General features: G+C 42.7%; 16 protein-coding genes. All 16 read left to right on the top strand.

All coding sequences use genetic code 11. The annotated features are described in order from the left end of the window. Positions 1 to 22 precede the first annotated feature (22 nt). The 16 genes from pynA (at position 23) to HMPREF9960_RS00080 (ending at position 18,020) form a co-directional block, all read left to right on the top strand. Positions 23 to 709 (top strand): pyrimidine 5'-nucleotidase PynA, encoded by a 687-nt coding sequence (pynA, locus tag HMPREF9960_RS00005; protein WP_005591936.1) that lies wholly within the window; start codon positions 23 to 25, stop codon positions 707 to 709. 127 nt (positions 710 to 836) lie between these two features. Then, the gene (gene rpsP / locus HMPREF9960_RS00010; protein WP_005590447.1) at positions 837 to 1,109 is read left to right on the top strand and encodes a 30S ribosomal protein S16; all 273 of its coding nucleotides are present in this window, start codon (positions 837 to 839) and stop codon (positions 1,107 to 1,109) included. Between the two features lie 19 nt (positions 1,110 to 1,128). Further along, positions 1,129 to 1,368, top strand: coding sequence for an RNA-binding protein KphA (gene kphA, locus HMPREF9960_RS00015; RefSeq protein ID WP_005590445.1), 240 nt, complete (start codon positions 1,129 to 1,131; stop codon positions 1,366 to 1,368). A 262-nt stretch (positions 1,369 to 1,630) separates the two neighbouring features. Beyond that, on the top strand, positions 1,631 to 2,182 hold the full coding sequence (locus HMPREF9960_RS00020) for a putative immunity protein (protein ID WP_005590444.1): 552 nt from the start codon (positions 1,631 to 1,633) through the stop codon (positions 2,180 to 2,182). Continuing rightward, positions 2,179 to 3,528, top strand: coding sequence for a TrkH family potassium uptake protein (locus tag HMPREF9960_RS00025; RefSeq protein WP_005590443.1), 1,350 nt, complete (start codon positions 2,179 to 2,181; stop codon positions 3,526 to 3,528). The genes HMPREF9960_RS00020 and HMPREF9960_RS00025 overlap by 4 nt, the downstream gene beginning before the upstream one ends. A gap of 10 nt (positions 3,529 to 3,538) precedes the next feature. Beyond that, positions 3,539 to 4,204: a potassium channel family protein gene (locus tag HMPREF9960_RS00030; RefSeq protein ID WP_005591948.1), complete on the top strand. Its 666-nt coding sequence runs from the start codon at positions 3,539 to 3,541 to the stop codon at positions 4,202 to 4,204. 160 nt (positions 4,205 to 4,364) lie between these two features. Beyond that, positions 4,365 to 4,919 carry a GNAT family N-acetyltransferase gene (locus HMPREF9960_RS00035; protein ID WP_005590441.1) on the top strand — a complete coding sequence of 185 codons (555 nt, stop codon included), beginning with the start codon at positions 4,365 to 4,367 and terminating at the stop codon, positions 4,917 to 4,919. Between the two features lie 75 nt (positions 4,920 to 4,994). Then, positions 4,995 to 5,357 (top strand): TIGR02328 family protein, encoded by a 363-nt coding sequence (locus HMPREF9960_RS00040; RefSeq protein ID WP_005590440.1) that lies wholly within the window; start codon positions 4,995 to 4,997, stop codon positions 5,355 to 5,357. 94 nt (positions 5,358 to 5,451) lie between these two features. After that, the gene (gene rimM / locus HMPREF9960_RS00045; protein WP_037585955.1) at positions 5,452 to 5,970 is read left to right on the top strand and encodes a ribosome maturation factor RimM; all 519 of its coding nucleotides are present in this window, start codon (positions 5,452 to 5,454) and stop codon (positions 5,968 to 5,970) included. Continuing rightward, a complete protein-coding gene (gene trmD / locus HMPREF9960_RS00050) occupies positions 5,960 to 6,691 on the top strand; it encodes a tRNA (guanosine(37)-N1)-methyltransferase TrmD (protein WP_005590438.1) in 732 nt (243 codons plus the stop codon). Before rimM ends, trmD begins: the two co-directional genes overlap by 11 nt. Positions 6,692 to 6,950: 259 nt before the next feature. Further along, on the top strand, positions 6,951 to 7,883 hold the full coding sequence (locus HMPREF9960_RS00055; protein WP_005590436.1) for a metal ABC transporter solute-binding protein, Zn/Mn family: 933 nt from the start codon (positions 6,951 to 6,953) through the stop codon (positions 7,881 to 7,883). An 8-nt stretch (positions 7,884 to 7,891) separates the two neighbouring features. Beyond that, on the top strand, positions 7,892 to 11,188 hold the full coding sequence (locus tag HMPREF9960_RS00060) for a pneumococcal-type histidine triad protein (protein WP_005590435.1): 3,297 nt from the start codon (positions 7,892 to 7,894) through the stop codon (positions 11,186 to 11,188). A gap of 231 nt (positions 11,189 to 11,419) precedes the next feature. Continuing rightward, positions 11,420 to 13,873 carry a CAP domain-containing protein gene (locus tag HMPREF9960_RS00065; RefSeq protein ID WP_005590434.1) on the top strand — a complete coding sequence of 818 codons (2,454 nt, stop codon included), beginning with the start codon at positions 11,420 to 11,422 and terminating at the stop codon, positions 13,871 to 13,873. A 195-nt stretch (positions 13,874 to 14,068) separates the two neighbouring features. After that, a complete protein-coding gene (gene hemH / locus HMPREF9960_RS00070; RefSeq protein WP_005591923.1) occupies positions 14,069 to 15,163 on the top strand; it encodes a ferrochelatase in 1,095 nt (364 codons plus the stop codon). A 95-nt stretch (positions 15,164 to 15,258) separates the two neighbouring features. Then, the gene (gene uvrC, locus HMPREF9960_RS00075; RefSeq protein WP_005590431.1) at positions 15,259 to 17,094 is read left to right on the top strand and encodes an excinuclease ABC subunit UvrC; all 1,836 of its coding nucleotides are present in this window, start codon (positions 15,259 to 15,261) and stop codon (positions 17,092 to 17,094) included. 320 nt (positions 17,095 to 17,414) lie between these two features. After that, a complete protein-coding gene (locus tag HMPREF9960_RS00080) occupies positions 17,415 to 18,020 on the top strand; it encodes a nitroreductase family protein (RefSeq protein ID WP_005590430.1) in 606 nt (201 codons plus the stop codon). The last annotated feature ends 14 nt before the right edge of the window (positions 18,021 to 18,034 follow it).

The following is an 18,034-nucleotide window of genomic DNA, read 5'->3' on the forward strand; positions in this document are numbered from 1 at the left end:
AGTTATAGAAAGGACTTCTACCTTGTCATACAAATTTCTACTTTTCGACCTTGATCATACGCTGCTGGATTTTGATACGGCAGAAGATATTGCGCTGACTCAGTTTTTGAAGGAACAGGGCGTGACTGAGATTCAGACTTACAAAGATTATTATATTCCCATGAACAAGGGGCTTTGGCGGGATCTGGAGCAGGGTAAAATTACCAAGCCGGAGCTTGTCAACACTCGCTTTTCTCGTCTTTTTGCCCATTTTGGCATTGAGAAGGATGGCGCCGAGTTAGCCCTTCTCTATCAGCAGCATATTGCTCAGCAAGGACAAACTTACGCTGGTGCAAGCGAGCTTTTGGACAGTCTGACAGAAGCTGATTATGAGATTTACGGAGCGACCAATGGCATCACGGCTATTCAGACTGGCCGCATGGCCAATTCCGACATTTCTCCTTATTTTAATCATATTTTTATCTCGGAAAAGATGGGGACTCAGAAGCCTGAAGCTTTATTTTATGAAAAAATAGCAGAGCAGATACCAGATTTTGACCTGTCTCAGACATTGATGATTGGAGACTCCTTGACAGCTGATATTGCTGGCGCTAATAATGCTGGATTGGACTCTATCTGGTACAATCCCAAAAAGCTGATTAACAATAGTAGTGCGCGGCCGACTTATACGGTATCTTCCTATGAAGAAATTAAAAAATTACTGCTTTGAAAAAAATTCTTGAGCCTGTCAAGAAAAAAACTTGACAGCTGTATTTAATCTGCTATAATAGAACATGTGCTAAATAGCTCAGCTATTTCACCGAAATAAAAAATAAGAAAAGAGAGACATTTTAAAAATGGCAGTAAAAATCCGTTTGACTCGTATGGGTTCTAAGAAAAAACCTTTCTACCGTATCAACGTTGCAGACTCACGTTCACCTCGTGATGGACGTTTCATCGAAACAGTTGGAACTTACAACCCACTTGTTGAAGAAAATCAAGTGACTTTGAAAGAAGATCGCGTTCTTGCATGGTTGGCTGATGGAGCTCAACCTTCAGATACAGTTCGCAACATCCTTTCAAAAGCAGGTGTTTTGAAGAAATTCCACGATTCAAAATACTCTAAATAATAGAAGTGCAGGTTGATATATGGACACGATTGAAAATCTCATTATTGCGATAGTGAAACCTTTGATTTCACAGCCAGATGCCTTAACTATCAAGATTGAAGATACGCCTGAGTTTTTAGAGTATCATCTTGATCTTGATCCAAGCGATGTTGGACGTGTGATCGGTCGTAAAGGTCGTACTATCTCTGCTATAAGGACGATTGTTTACTCTGTCCCAACCGAGTACAAAAAAGTTCGCATCGTCATTGATGAGAAATAAGAAGCAGCGGGGCTATGTGTCCCGTTTTTTCTATTTCTCTTAGCGAACTGAGTGCGTAGCACGTAAGTGAGGTTAGAGAAATTGATGCAGTTCGAGCTTCGCGAGAACTACATTCCTTATTATCCTTAATGAAACAAGCCGTTAGACGTAGTGGAATTTAGGGCCATTGATGTAGCTTGAGCTCCGCGAGAACTTGACACTTCATTTAAGAGAAGAATGAAATGCAGGGGCGAGTTTAGAGAAATCCGAAATCGGAGGACATATGAAGCCAGAAGAGTATGCTTGGAACGCCCATGAGCGCAAGTGTTATGAGAATGATCTAGTGATTTTACCGAGCCCTTGCAAGTTGAAAATTCTGGATGATGGTGAGAAGAGATTAGAATTGGAGCTTGTTTTGGAGCAGCTTCCTCAGGGGCAACTGGCTCGATGGGCTATGAAAATGGCGTCAAGCTTTATAGCTCTGATAGATACGGAGGATGAGATTGAAAAGCAGAAGATTTTGATTCAGGTAAGAGAGGTTTTTCAGGCTCGACTTGATGGGAGGGCGTCTACCTATGAACTAAGGAAGGCTGGTTTCTTGGCTAACAAACTGTCTCAGCAAGCTCAATCACAAATCGGTAAATATGCTGCGCGTGTCTTTGCCCAAGCAGTCGCAACAGGCCACATGCGGGGACATGCTATTGTCGCAGCGGATTATGCCATCAAAGTCAGAAACTTGCAGAGTCCAGATGATTTACAGCTGGCTGTCAAGGAAAGAGAAGGGCAGATAGAGCTAGCCTCTGCTTTTATTAGATCAGGAAAGGAAACTTTATGAAGCATTTATTTTCACGCTTGTCGCCAGCGCAAAAGATTATCTTGTCTTTTCTTCTGGTGATATTCTGTGGTTCCTTGCTACTCAGTCTGTCTTGGGTGCAGACGGCAAGTTCCCAAGCGGGCTATCTGGATCATCTTTTTACAGCGGTCTCCATGGTCTGTGTGACAGGACTTTTTACTCGATCGGTTGTAGATACATACAATGTCTGGGGGCAACTCCTTTGTATGCTGCTGATTCAGATTGGTGGCTTGGGAATCCTGACCTTTATCGGATTTTTCACCATGGAAAGTCGGAAGAAGCTCAGCCTCAAGGATCGCCGCATTCTGCGGGATAGTTTTAGTTATGGGCACAATCGTACCTTGGGTCAATTTGTCCGTTCGATTTTTATCACGACTTTTACTATTGAAGGACTGGGCGCTCTCCTTCTTATGATTCGCTTCATTCCTAAGTTTGGCTTGGGAAAAGGGATTTTTAATTCTATCTTTTTAGCTGTTTCTGCATTTTGTAATGCAGGATTTGATAATTTTGGCAATGATAGCCTACTAGGCTTGCAGACAGATGTTTTGGTCAATATCACCTTAGCTCTCCTCATCATCACCGGGGGACTTGGCTTTATGGTCTGGTTTGACTTGGCGACTAAATTGGGAGGAAAACAGAAGGGGCTGCACTTTCATACTAAGGTAGTCTTGCTGCTGACTGCTGGTCTCCTCGTTTTTGGGACAGTCACGAGTCTCTGGACGGAGTATAATAATCCTGGAACGATTGGTAATCTTTCCTTTGGCGATAAGCTACTGGTCAGCTTTTTCCAGACAGTCAGCATGAGGACAGCTGGCTTTGCTTCCATAGATTATACGGCTGCTCGTCCAGTAACCCTGTTTATCTATCTGCTCCAGATGTTTCTAGGAGGAGCTCCGGGTGGTACAGCGGGTGGTTTGAAAATCACGACCTTCTTAGTTCTTTTGCTGTTCGCCCGTAAAGAAATTCTGGGCTTGCCTCATACTAATATGGGGCGGCGAACGCTGGCTCCTCAGCTAGTGCAGAAGGCTTTTGGTGTTACAGTGATTTTTCAGCTAACATTTCTGCTTGGTCTTTTGGCTCTTGGGCTAGTGACCGATAGCAGTCATCGTTTTATTTACCTGATATTTGAGACTGTGTCGGCACTGGCTACAGTTGGTGTGACGGCCAATATCACTACTAGCCTCAATACAGCTGGTATGATTGTGATTATGCTGCTGATGTTTATTGGACGAGTGGGGCCGCTGACTCTTATGGTCAGTCTGAGCCATTATCAACCAAAGAAGGCGACTACCTTGCATTACAGCAAGGCGGACATTATGATTGGATAGGAGAAAAGAAATGGCAAATCAAACAGTTGGAATCCTTGGCTTGGGGATTTTTGGACAGAGTATCATTGAGGCCTTGATTTCTCAAGATGTAGAAATCATTGCGATTGATAATCACGAAGAGACAATCAATCAGTATGAAGACATGATTGCCGTCGGTGTAATCGGGGACATTACTGATATGGAGCTTTTGGAGGCGGCAGACGTTGGTTCCTGTGATACGGTCGTCGTGGCGACTGGAGAAAGTTTGGAATCCAGCGTCCTAGCGGTCATGCACTGTAAGGCCTTGGGTGTTAAAAATGTCATTGCCAAGGTCAAGGATGAAGTAACCCAGCAGGTGTTGGAAAAGGTGGGAGCTGATTTGGTTATCCTGCCTGAAGTGGAGGCTGGCATTTCATTGGCTAAGACCATTCTCTTTAACCATTCGATTGAGGTTTTTCAGCTGGATGACGATGTAGTCGTGGCTGAGTTTGAGCTGCCTACTAGCTGGGTCGGGAAAACAGTCCGTGATGTAGACGCTCGTAGGCTGTATCATCTCAATATCATCGGCTATCGTCTGACAAAAAATCAGCCTTTGGAAAGTCAATTTACTCCAGACTTTGTCTGGCCAGCAGGAGTCAGCATTATGGCTGTGACAGATAATCAGCATTTGGATAAATTACGTGAAATAGTGAAGTAGTAGCTGGGAATACAATCGGGACCAACTATCGGTAGTTCTTAGGAACTCGGCACCTTTCTATTATATGAAGAAAAAATCGATACATAGGAGCTCTTTCAGGGCTCTTTTTTGAAACCAGTTGTAAAATTTGTTATACTATCACTAGAAAAGGAGTGATTTTATGAGCTTAACCAGCCAGATCATTACAGCAGATTTTCCAGATTTGGATAAGGTAGAAGCCTTGAATAATGAAGCTTTCCCAGAAGAGGAAAGGATACCGCTCAGTGAATTTTTACGATATGAGGAACAGGAAGATGCTAATTTTTTCGCCTTTTATCATGAAAAGGAATTTGTTGGTTTTGCCTTTGCTATCTCCAACGCGCAAGCCTTTTATGTTAGTTTCTTTGCGATTATGCCTCACCTGCGCAGCCATGGCTATGGCGGTGAAATCATTGAAAAGCTGGTCAATTTCTATCAGCGAACCATGATTTTAGAAATCGAGCGTCTAGATGAGCCCTGTGACAATCTTGAACAGCGTCAAGCTCGCTGGGATTTTTATCACAGCAAGGGCTTCCGTTCAGCCAATGCCTTTCTGGAATATGAGGATCTTAGCTTTGAAATTCTGTATCGAGGGGATTCTTTTGACGAAGAAGCCTACCGAGACATTTTCCACCGACTTCAAGAGGAGAATTATTTCGACTTTGAAATCAAACATAGACGTTTCAGCGATTATTAAAAGGATGTTCTCTGGAGCTCAATGGCGATTTGGAGCAATAAAAGATTGCTTTGTTTTTACTAAATGGAGGTTAGAATGAGACTCTGGCATCAAGCACTGATTCCCAAGCTTCCCCGTCCGCAACTACTTGGCCAGCATCGGGAATGCTGCGCCCTTCGTGGCAATGGCTGGGGCAAGAAACATGCGACCGTTGACTATGTTTTTGCGCACTCTCCTTACTTGCTTTATCGCTACCATGAGCTGATTATGGAAGAGATGAGCAAGCGAGGTTATCGTGTGTCCCCAGAGTGGCTGGAGCGGGACTATCGTGGTAAGACTTGTCCAGCTTATGTGCATCTGGAAAAAGTGGCTGTGGCGAGCCCTATTTACCCCGAGCATGATGCGGCTTACTATGAGGAATGCCTGCAAAATCTCAAAGAAAAAGGCATTGACTTATAAGCTTTTCCGCTGTCTGAGCCAGCTGCCTGCCTTGAGAAAAAGCCAGCAAAATGATACAATAAAACGAATAGTAAAAAGATTAACTGGAGTAAAAATGAATTATTTTAATGTTGGGAAAATCGTCAATACCCAAGGTTTGCAAGGCGAGATGCGGGTTTTATCAGTGACAGATTTTGCAGAGGAGCGTTTTAAAAAAGGCAATAAACTGGCCCTTTTCGATAAGAAAGACCAGTTTGTCATGGATGTGGAGATTGCCAGCCACCGCAAAGCCAAGAACTTTGATATTATCAAGCTTAAGGGGATGTATCATATCAATGACATCGAGAAATTTCGTGACTTTAGTCTGAAAGTAGCCGAAGAAGACTTGGCTGATTTGGAAGATGGGGAGTTTTACTACCATGAAATCATCGGCCTTGAAGTCTATGAAAATGATGTTCTGCTAGGTACGATTAAGGAAATTCTCCAGCCAGGCGCCAATGATGTTTGGGTGGTCAAACGTAAAGGTAAGCGTGATTTGCTGTTGCCGTACATTCCGCCAGTAGTGCTAAGCATTGACATCGAGCAAGGTCGGGTTGATGTAGAGATACCGGAAGGACTGGACGATGAAGATTGATATTTTGACCCTCTTTCCGGAGATGTTTGCGCCCTTGGAGCACTCGATCGTGGGTAAGGCGCGAGAAAAAGGCCTCTTGGAAATCAATTATCACAATTTCCGAGAAAATGCGGAAAAATCCCGGCATGTGGATGACGAGCCTTATGGTGGCGGCCAAGGCATGCTGCTACGGGCTCAGCCTATTTTTGATGCCTATGATGCTATTGAAAAGAAGCAGCCGCGCGTGATTTTGCTGGATCCTGCTGGCCGGACTTTTGATCAAGCCTATGCTGAGGAGCTGGCTAAGGAAGAGGAACTCATCTTCATATGTGGCCATTACGAAGGCTATGATGAGCGGATCAAGACCTTGGTGACGGATGAAATTTCGCTGGGTGACTATGTGCTGACCGGAGGAGAATTGGCGGCTATGACCATGATTGATGCGACAGTTCGCCTGATTCCAGAGGTTATTGGCAAGGAAGTCAGTCATACAGATGATAGCTTTTCGTCTGGGCTCTTGGAGTATCCTCAGTACACTCGTCCCTACGACTATCGGGGCATGGTTGTTCCTGAAGTCCTTATGAGCGGCCATCATGAAAATATCCGCAAGTGGCGTCTCTATGAAAGTCTGAAAAAAACCTATGAGCGTCGTCCGGACTTGCTGGAAAACTATGAATGTACAGCCGAAGAAGCAAAAATGTTGGAAGAAATTCGAGCCAATAGTAGGGATAGTGAACACTAGTCCTTTCTATAAAGGAGCAAAATTTAGATATCGATTTCTCAAAGCCACGTTTGTGGCTTTTTTAATTAGATGAAGGGATGGAAAATTTTTGAAAAAATTCAAACTTCCTTCTTGACAGAAAAAATAAAAAGGAGTATTATCTTAACTAGTTAATAAACCGGTTAACAAAAGAAGCTATTTTTGAAAGCAATTCTTGTGAAAGAATGTTTTGAAAATAGTTATTTCTTTGAATGATTGCTAAACTGGTTAAGGAGTTGAAATGAAAATCAAAAAAGTTTTGATAGCTTTAAGTCTAGCCTTGCTGGGACTTGGACTTGCCGCTTGTAGTGAAAAGGAAGCAAGCGGTGCTGGTAGCAAACGCGGGCTCAATATTGTCACGAGTTTTTACCCGATTTATTCGATGGTCAAAGAAGTCTCAGGAGATTTGAATGATGTACGGATGATTCAGTCGGGTGCAGGGATTCATGAATTTGAGCCATCAGCCAGCGATGTAGCGGCTATTTATGAAGCAGATGTCTTTGTGTATCATTCGCGGACTTTGGAGTCTTGGGCTGGTAGTCTGGATCCTAGCTTACAAAAGTCCAAAGTAGCGGTCGTAGAAGCCAGCAACGGGATGCAGTTGGACAAGGTGGCCGGCTTAGAAGAAGTGTCTGCTGAGGAAGGGATTGATGAAAAGACCCTCTATGATCCACATACTTGGCTAGATCCTGAAAAAGTGGCAGAAGAAGCGCAGCTCATCGCTCAACAATTGTCTAAGCTAGATAGTAAAAATGCGGATACCTATCAGAAAAATGCTCAAAAATTTGCAGAGAAGGCAAAAGCCCTGAGCCAAAAATACCAAGGAGTCTTTAGCGAGCTAGATGAAAAAACTTTTGTGACCCAGCATACGGCCTTTTCTTATCTAGCCAAGCGTTTCGGTCTCAAGCAATTAGGGATTTCAGGCATTTCGCCAGATCAAGAGCCTAGTCCAAGGCAGTTGACGGAGATACAAGATTTTATCAAGACCTATAAAGTCAAGACGATTTTTGTCGAGAGCAATGCTTCTTCTAAGTTGGCTGAAACCTTGAAGAAGGCGACAGGAGTCAACCTAAAGGTGCTGAATCCTCTGGAAGCAGATCCTGAAAATGACAAGACCTATCTTGAAAATTTAGAAGATAATTTAGAAATTTTAGCCAAAGAATTAAAACATTGAGGTGATGTATGAAAAAGAAATATATTATTAGTTCAGTTGCGGCACTAGCTACACTTGGTGTGTGCGGTTATGCGATCATGCAGTATCAAGCAGATAAGCCACAAGAACAAGCAAGAAATCGAGTGGCCTATGTAGAAAAGAAATCTACAAATAAGCAGGACAATAAATCTCAAAAAGCCGAGAAATTGACACCTGAGCAGATTCAGGCCAAAGAAGGCATTACTGCTGAGCAGATCGTTGTCAAGATTACGGACCAAGGCTATGTGACTTCACATGGCGATCACTATCATTACTATAATGGCAAGGTCCCCTTTGATGCAATTCTGAGTGAAGAGTTGATTATGCGGGATCCAAATTATCAATTGCAGGAGTCAGATATTGTCAGCCAAGTAAAAGATGGCTATATTATCAAGGTTGCAGGCAAATATTACCTATATCTGACAAATGCCAAAGAAACCAGCAATGTTCGTTCAGTTGATGAAATCGCACGGCAAAGACAGATTCATCCTAGCAAGGAAGAAGTCGAAGGCAGTTCTGAAGCTAAATCGGGTCAAACTGTTAGCAGAAAAACACAAGACTTCAGTCGTCCAAGTGCCGCTTATGCTGCAGGAAAGAGAACCTATCAAGCAGAAGGCACTGCATCGAGTCGGAGCAATGGCGCCTATACAACAGATGACGGCTATGTTTTCAGTCCATCTGATGTGATTTCGGATACAGGAGATGGCTTCCTTGTGCCACATGGCGGTCATATGCACTATATTCCTAAAAGTGATCTGTCGCCAGGTGAATTAGCGGCTGCCCAAGCCTACTGGGATTCCTTGCAGCGAGGCAAGCAAGTAGCTAGTCCAGCTGAAAATCCTAATACAGGAGGAGAAGCTTCTGCTCCTACAGCTAAAGCATCGGAAAATCAACATGCAGGAACTGCGACTAAGCCAGCGCATCAAGCTGACAAGGGACAGACTGCTAAACCAGCTCAACCGTCCAAACCTGTCCAATCAGATGCTGGGTACGGAGTTAAACCAGCTGAAAAAGCAGAAGATGCACCATCAAGTTACCAAACCTTACTTGAGAAACTTTACCATACACCAAAGGAAAAACGCTATGTTGAAAAAGATGGTCTTGTCTTTGATCCAAGCAAAATCGTTAGACGGACCGCAGAAGGAGTAGCCATTCCGCATGGAAATCACTACCACTTTATCCCTTACAGCAAACTGTCTGCCCTAGAAGAAGAAATAGCTCGGAACATTCCTGTTGCTGGCCAGAAGACTTATCCTAAGGCTACTGCAAGTACACCAAGCCAGCCTAGTCAACCAGCAAATCCAAGTCAGCCAGCCAAACCAGCTGATAAAGATGAGCACGATCATGGTTTCCATGCTGAACATGTCATTTCAAAAGATGAGGAAGGATACGTTGTCCAACATGGCGGACATGCACATTATTTCTTCAAAAAAGATTTGACCAAAGATCAGATTGCAGCAGCAGAAGCGAACCTGGCTAAGCTCAAAGATTCAAGCCAATCCAGTCAAGTCAGCACAGAATATGACCGTTTTTCTCGTGACGCAAGTGACGAAGAGAAAATCGCGTATATTTCCAAGACTTATGGCGTACCGCGTGAAGCAATTAAGATTTCAAAAGGCTTCTTTGTCTTTAATAATCCGGATCAAGACTACGATCCGACCCATATCCACCCCTATGCTGTTCGAAAAGAGCATGTTCGGATTCCTTTAGAAACTGGAAATCCAGAGCTGGACTTCCTAAACGAGCTTTATACAACAGCCCTGCGTTCAGGTCTGTCTCCATACAGTATTCAGGTTGAAAATGGTCAATTTGTCATTCCTCATGGAGATCACAACCACTACATTCGTGTCCAATCCAAAGGATTGAATCTAGGCTTGAAGAATAAAATCCCAGCCTTGCAATCAGCTTATCAAGCAGGAGGCTATAATGAAAAGGCTGTTCTAGAAAAGGTGGATGCCCTCTTGGCAGCTAGCCGAACCATTTATGCTAAAGACCTGCTTATGCAACGTCGAATCGAGCTAGCTCTCGGTAATTTTGTAGAAACCATGAAGCAATTGCCAAGCAATTCAACAGAGGGATATTTGGCCAGCCTAGATCAATTTGATAAGCACTACATTCATGTTGATGAAAAAGCGAAAACGGAAGAGCTGACCGAAGTTGATAAAAAATATCAAGAATTGGTTGACAAGATCAAACGTTTGGAAACGGACAGCTACAATGTGAATAAAACTAGCTTACTCGCTGAATTGCAGACAGCTAAGGTAGAAAAAAATGAAGCTAAGATAGCTGAGATTGAGCAGCTATTGGCAAGTCTGCAAGATTATCAAGATCGGACAGGAGTGACCTCCGTCGAGTATCTCAAAGCTTTCTATCTTGCGGTTGATGATGCTCGTTTGCAGCCAGAACTTCGTAAGAAAGTTGCTGATTTGACGCTCAAGCTTTATAAATCTCAGGCCTTTATTGAAGCGGTAGACCTGAAAGCTCTTTTCTTGGAACTCTATCAAACCAAGCTCGAAGTTGATAAGGCTCTGGCAAGTGGCGAGGCAGCTTCGGCCAAGGATAAAACGGTTCTGGATACCGAAAAGGTGGACGACCACAGTTATAAGACGGCTATCTATGATTTCTTGAAAGAATTGTATGGAGAATTTGCACCGCAGCCTACAGAGGAAATCTCAGAAGAAACTCTCCAAGCTCTCTTCCAAAAAGGTCAAGAACTTTTGGAAAAAGTAACGGATTCGACTGTGCAAGAAAATTATCAAAAGCAACTCGCAGCACTTCGAACTGATTTGCAAGAATCTCGCAAAGATAAAGAAACCATCTTAGCAGAAACGAAAACGTTCTTGGCTCAAATCGTTGAAACCTTAAAAGAACAGCAAGCATCTGCAGCGCTCAAGGATAAAGAGACTTATCTTAAAATTTACAATTTGCTGATGTCCGCCCACAAGATGCTTGAGGAACAACAGGGGACAGATGAGCAATTTGCCAAGGTAGATGGTCTATTGGATAAATTATCCGATCCGAATGAGGACAAAGCAGCCCTGCTAGCCGAAGCAGAAGCGCTCTTTAATCAACTTCAAGCCAACAAGCCGGCTCCGACTGAAACTAAAACTGAGACGGAGGCTAGTCCGACTGAGGAAAATAAAGAAGAAAAACCTAGCGAGGCTCCTAAAGAGACTGTGGAAGAGTCAAGCTCACCAGCTACTCCTGAAGTAGAAAAATCAAATTCAGCAGCTCCTTCAGAAAAAGAGGCCGAAAGTCAAGTGACATCAGAAGCCAATAAGCAGTAAAGAAATTTTTTCTAAATAAATGGAAATGAGGAGCGGAAGAGGCGAAAAATGCTTTAAATCCGCTCTATTTCTATATTCTTAGGATGGAGCGTTCGATTTTTGTCATAAAATTGTAATAGAATTTCTATTTAAATGATATGGTTTTGACTGGTTTAACCAGTCATTTTATGTTAGTATTATAGCATAGGACTGATTGTAAAATGATACATGTGCTATTAGAAGGAGATGTCTATGGACAAGAAAATTGGTAAATCCGTTGTAGCAACTGGCATTGCAGCGACAACGATTATTTCTGGTGCGCTCAGCCATCAGGTAAAAGCGGATGAACTCGTTGAGTCAACGGCTACGAAACCAAAGGCAACAGCAGTTACCGAGAAACCAATTACGACAGCGGATGTAGCAGAAGCGAAGGAAAAAGCAGATGCTGCCAAGAAAAATGTAAATCAGCAACAAGAGCAAACTAAGAAAGCTGAAGCAGACCTTGAAGGAGCTAAAGCTGCAGTTTCAGAGGCTCAAGAGAAAGTGGCTACTGCTACTGAGAATGAAAAAGCAGCAACTGAAGAAAACATTTCTCAAGCAGAGACCAGTGTTAAAAAAGCTGAAGAAGAAGTAACAGCAAAATCAGAAACTGTCAAAGAAGCAGAAACTGCTGTACAAGAAGCAAGTCAGGCAGTTAAAGACCAAGAAAATACAATTGCTGGCCAGCAATCATTGGTGGATGTGGCAGAATCTGAGCTAAACAAAGCCAAAGAACCAGTTCATGCTGAAACTGCAGCTGTGGAAACTGCTAAAAATCAGGAAAATCAAGCTCAAACAGCTGTGGAGCATGCTAAAAATGAACTAGCAAAAGCAGAACAAGAAGCAAATGCTGCGCCACAAAATCAGGCAGAAATCCAAAACAAAATCAATCAAACACAGGCTAACTTAGAGCAGACCAAGCAATTGATTGCTGCAACAAATACAGAGTTGGTGCATGAACAGAAAAATGCAAGTACAGCACCGGTTGATTTACGGAATACGACCTATTCGCAATTCTTAGAGAATCTTCGAGATAATTCGAACAACGAAGCTGTAAGAAATGCTGCAGCTGATGCTTTAGCCCTTTACAAACGTGGTCAGAATGAATTCAAGATCACGGTTAGTTCAAATCCATCTAGCCCAGCTAGCTTGGAAAATAACTTGCAGGCCTTGGAATTGGTTAAGGCCATCAATGCCTACCGTCGTAATGCAGGACTCCCAGAACTTTTGGTGGATCCATATGCCAATGTTGCCAGCCAAATTCAGACCTTGTACTTTGAAAAGGCTAACTGGCATATGGGTAAGCTGATTGGCAATGAAAACGTAGCCATCAGCTTCAATCCTCAAGGTGCGGTTAATTTCTGGCATAGTGAAAAAGCCTTGTATCAGAAGATTGCTGCTCAATACGGCTTGCCAACTGATGAAAGACAACTAGATGCTAATGACATTTATATGAAGGTGGGGCCTAACGTCTTTGCGCAAATTGGTCACTATGTCCAAATGATGGATAACAAGGCCAATGCAATCTCTGCTGCCTATGACACTCATCCAAATCAGTTTGGAACTCCATACGGAACTTCAGAAGTTGGATTCCATAATGTTCGGAATTTCAATCAAAGAGTTAATAATGGCACATTGCTAACCGTTGAGGCGATGGAGAAACTTCTCCGCAGCGGTGGCAGTCGTGGAGCTGCCTCAAGTGCCAATGTGACAGCCTTGAAGAATCGTTTGGCAGAGTTGCAAGCGCAGAAAGTTAGCCAAGAGTCTAGCCTGAATCTTTTAAATAATCAGTTGACAGATTCATACAAGGCACAGAAAGATCGTGCGGCTGCTGTTGTAAAAGCTAAACAGAATCTTGAAGCTGCTGAGAAAGCCTTAGCTCTGACTCAACAAAACTTGTCAGATAAAAAGGCTGCTTTGAAGTCAGCAACAGCAAGAATCGCGTCTGCCCTTTCTCCATATCAGTCTAAATTGCAAAAAGCTCAGGCAACCTTAGTAGAGGCTAAGAATCAGCTCGCAGCTTTGAAGACGGCTGAGGAAAACAAGAATAAGGCACTAGAAGCGGCCAAAGCTGAATTGGTAGCTGCTCAAAATCGTGTAGCTGCAGCTCAGAAGAAAGTTGCAGATCTCAAAACAGCTCCACAACAATTGGAAAAAGCTAAGCAAGACTTGGTTACAGCAGAGGCTGACCTGAAGGCTAAACAAGTTGTTGCTGAGACTGAGAATGCAAAATTAATTGATTTGCAAACAGTCTACAACGAGTTGCTAGCAAATTACAATTATTTGCTAGACCTTCTTCCAAAAGAAGTGCGCCAAGCCCTAGCATCGGCTACTACAACTACTTATCAGGCAAATGGTGGACTTAATTTTGCTGCAGCAGGTGCAGGAAGTCAAACGCTTCTGACTTCGAATGCAAATTCAGCTTCTCAAGATGAGAAGACTGCGCAGGTTGAACCGACAGCTAATGTAGCTGCTCAGGCTCAGCCAAAGAGTGATAATAATACTAATGCTACATCAACTCCAGCGACTCCTAAAGCTTCGCCTAGCCAGTCAGTTGCCCTTCCTAATACAGGAACGGAAGCGGAGCAATTAGCTTTCCTTGGAATGACTCTCGGTGCAGCTCTTCTCGCAGGTGCAGTGAAACATCGCCGTAGAAAAACTTTATAGCAGATAACAGTGAAGTGAGTGTTACATCTCACTTCATTTTTTATTGGCTAATTAGTTTGATTGAAACAAATTTAAGAAGAAAATTTTTTGAGATTCAAATAATTCTTAAATTTGGCTAGAAAACATTCCTTTTATCTGCTTTTCAAGGGATATCATGTTATAATAGCAGAGGATTTTATACAAAAAGAGGAACTTATGACTAAAAAAGCTATTCTAATGATGACCTTTGGATCGCCAGAGGGCTATACTTTTGAGGATATTGCAGAATTTTTCACGAATATCCGTCGTGGTGTGCGGCCTACTGATCAGGAGATTCAGCACCTTCATGATAATTATCAGCGTATTGGTGGCAGTCCCCTGCAACGCATCACGCGGGCAGAAGTTGAGCTGGTGAAAGAAGCTTTAGTGGGAGAGTATGCTGTCTATTTTGCTAATAAATTTTCTCGCCCTTTTATTCCAGATGTTATTAAGCAGATGGAGGATGACGGGATTGAGGAATGTATTTGCTTGATTTTAGAACCGCATTATTCTTTTTACTCTGTCATGGGGTATGAAAAATTTATTACGAGCCAGACAATTAAATTCCATATTATCAAAGAATGGTATCAAGCTGATGATTTGCTTGGCTTTTGGGAGGAAGAAATCAGGAAAATCTTGCAGACGCAAGTCAAAGATGAAAGTTTTAAGGTCATTTTCTCAGCTCACAGTGTGCCAGTTTTAGCACTTGATTTTGAAGATCCATATATTGATCAGATTATTGAAAATTCACAGTTGATTGCACATCGACTAGGCCTTGCTCCATCTGAGTATACCAATACCTGGCAGAGCGAAAGCGATATTGGCTTGCCGTGGATCAAGCCAGATGTCTTAGAATATCTCCGAGATCAAACGAACCACCCGCAACATTATATCTTTGTCCCAATTAGTTTCATCAGCGAACATATCGAGGTACTGTTTGATAATGATGTGGAGTGTCAGGAATTGTGCCAAGAACTCGGTGTGACTTATCATCGTCCACCAATGCCGAACACAGACTTCCGTTTGATTGCTGCATTATTAGCGACTATTCGTCAGCATGAAACAGAAGAGCTTCGATACATGCATCCAGAAGAAACAACCTTTGACGAATTGGCCCCTTCAGAAGAAAGTAATCAAATTTTAAGCGAAACGGAAGAACTTCAAATGCCTGAATTTGTCAAAAAGTTAATAGAGAAAAAGGGCAGAGAAAATGTCAAAATGCCTTATTTCATAAAGAAAATGTTAGAAAAAAGAGCGAAAGAATCAAAGTAAGTCTAAGATTTACCAACCTAGAAATGAACATTTGTAACAGTGCATGTTCTAGGAAATGAAAAATTTCTATTGAAAAGATAGGGTTTTGGGAAAATATGTCTACAAACAAGCTAATTCAATCCAAGCTGGAACTGTTGCCGACCAGTCCCGGCTGTTACATTCACAAGGACAAAAACGGTACTATTATCTATGTCGGCAAAGCCAAGAATCTTCGCAATCGTGTTCGCTCTTATTTTCGTGGCAGCCACGATACCAAGACGGAGGCTCTGGTTTCCGAGATCGAGGATTTTGAGTTTATTGTCACCGAGTCCAACATTGAGGCTCTCCTACTTGAAATTAATCTAATCAAGGAAAATAAACCCAAGTACAATATCATGCTCAAGGACGATAAGTCCTATCCTTTTATTAAGATTACCAACGAGATTTATCCGCGTCTAATTATCACGCGCCAAGTCAAAAAGGATGGCGGTCTTTATTTTGGGCCTTATCCAGATGTCGGTGCAGCCAATGAAATCAAGCGCCTGCTCGATCGCATTTTTACATTCAAAAAATGTACCAATCCACCTGCGAAAGTCTGTTTTTATTATCACTTAGGGCAATGTGAAGCCCATACGATTTGCAAGCGGGATAGCCAGTATTTCAAGAATATGGCTCAGGAAGTGTCAGATTTTCTAAAAGGTCAGGACAACAAGATTATCGATGAGCTGCGTGATAAGATGAATAAAACGGCTGCAGCTATGGAGTTTGAGCGAGCGGCTGAATACCGTGACCTGATTCAGGCTATTGGAACCTTGCGTACCAAGCAGCGGGTTATGGCCAAGGATTTGCAGAATCGTGATGTTTTTGGCTATTATGTGGACAAGGGCTGGATGTGCGTCCAGGTCTTCTTTGTCCGCCAAGGTAAGCTGATTGAACGTGATGTCAATCTTTTTCCCTATTACAATGATCCGGACGAAGATTTCCTGACCTATATTGGCCAGTTTTACCAAGAAAAATCTCATCTCAAGCCCAATGAAATCTTGATTCCAGCAGACATTGATGAAGAAGCTGTCCGGGCCGTTGTGGATACTAAAGTAGTCAAGCCTCAGCGAGGCGAGAAGAAACAGTTGGTCAATCTGGCTATTAAGAATGCTCGGGTCAGTCTCCAGCAGAAATTTGACCTTTTGGAGAAATCCGTTGAGAAAACGCAGGGAGCTATAGAAAATCTAGGGAAGCTCCTCAATATTCCGACACCCGTTCGGATTGAGTCTTTCGACAATTCCAATATCATGGGAACTAGTCCCGTATCGGCTATGGTGGTCTTTGTCAATGGTAAGCCTAGCAAGAAGGATTACCGCAAATATAAGATTAAGACTGTGGTAGGGCCGGACGACTACGCCAGTATGCGAGAAGTTATCAAGCGCCGCTATAGCAGGGTGATTCGTGACGGGCTGACGCCACCAGATCTGATTGTTATTGACGGTGGACAGGGTCAGGTCAATATTGCTAAAGAAGTTATCCAGAGCCAGTTGGGGCTTGATATTCCTATCGCTGGACTTCAAAAAAATGACAAGCACCAGACCCATGAATTGCTCTTTGGAGATCCTCTTCAAGTCGTGGAACTATCCCGTAATTCTCAGGAATTTTTCCTCCTCCAGCGCATCCAAGATGAGGTTCACCGCTTTGCCATTACCTTCCACCGCCAGCTTCGATCTAAGAATTCCTTCTCATCGCAACTCGATGGCATCGAAGGCTTGGGGCCAAAACGCAAGCAAAATCTCATGAAGCATTTCAAATCTCTGACCAAGATTAAAGAAGCCAGTGTCGATGAAATCGTCGAAGTGGGCGTACCGCGAGCGGTGGCAGAAGCTGTGCAGGCAAAACTCAATCAAACAGAGCCATCCCGACCTTTGTTAGAAGTGGCGGAGCCTTTGGTAGGGTTGGATAGTTAATATATAAAGCAAGACCGTGTAAACGGTCTTTTGTGGCATAATTGGAAAGAAGTGAACCAAAATGGAGAGTCAATTATGATTTCTATAGAAAAGTCAAATCAGTCTGAAGTTGAAAAAATTTGCTTTCCTGCGTAAAGATTTTACAAATAAGAATGTAATGATGACACAATTTGAAGATAAATTTATGGATGTTCAGGCTAGTATGATTTCATTAGCATTGGAATAGAAAATAAGGATGCACAACTTCATGAAAAACCTCTGCAAGCTCTTTCAATTTGTGGTAAAATAAGAGTAACAGAAATTAGAAAAGGAAATCAATTATGAAATTTCTTGAATTAAACAAAAAGCGTCATGCGACTAAGCATTTCAATGACAAACCGATAGATCCTAAGGATGTCCGTACAGCTATTGAGATTGCGACCTTGGCACCAAGTGCTCATAATAGTCAGCCGTGGAAGTTTGTAGTAGTGCGTGAGCGAAATGAAGCTTTAGCGGGTATTACCTTTGGCTCTAACCAAGATCAAATCAAGGAAGCTCCAGTGACAATTGCCCTCTTTACAGATACAGATTTGGCTAAGCGGGCACGCAAGATCGCGCGTGTCGCTGGGGTAAAAAATTTTTCTGATGAGCAGCTTCAATTTTACATGCAAAATTTGCCAGCTGAGTTTGCTCGCTATAATGATCAGCAAAAGAGTGATTACTTGGCCCTTAATGCGGGTTTGGTTGCTATGAACCTTGTTTTGGCCTTGACTGACCAAGGTATTGGCTCAAATATCATCCTAGGATTTGATAAATCAAAAGTTAACGAAGTTTTGGAGATTGATGAGCGTTTCCGTCCAGAACTCTTGATTACTGTTGGTTATACAGATGACAAGCTAGAGCCTAGCTATCGTTTACCAGTTGACGAGATTATCGAAAAGCGTTAATAAAGTAAAAAATA

Source organism: Streptococcus cristatus ATCC 51100 (assembly GCF_000222765.1).
Taxonomy (GTDB): domain Bacteria; phylum Bacillota; class Bacilli; order Lactobacillales; family Streptococcaceae; genus Streptococcus; species Streptococcus cristatus.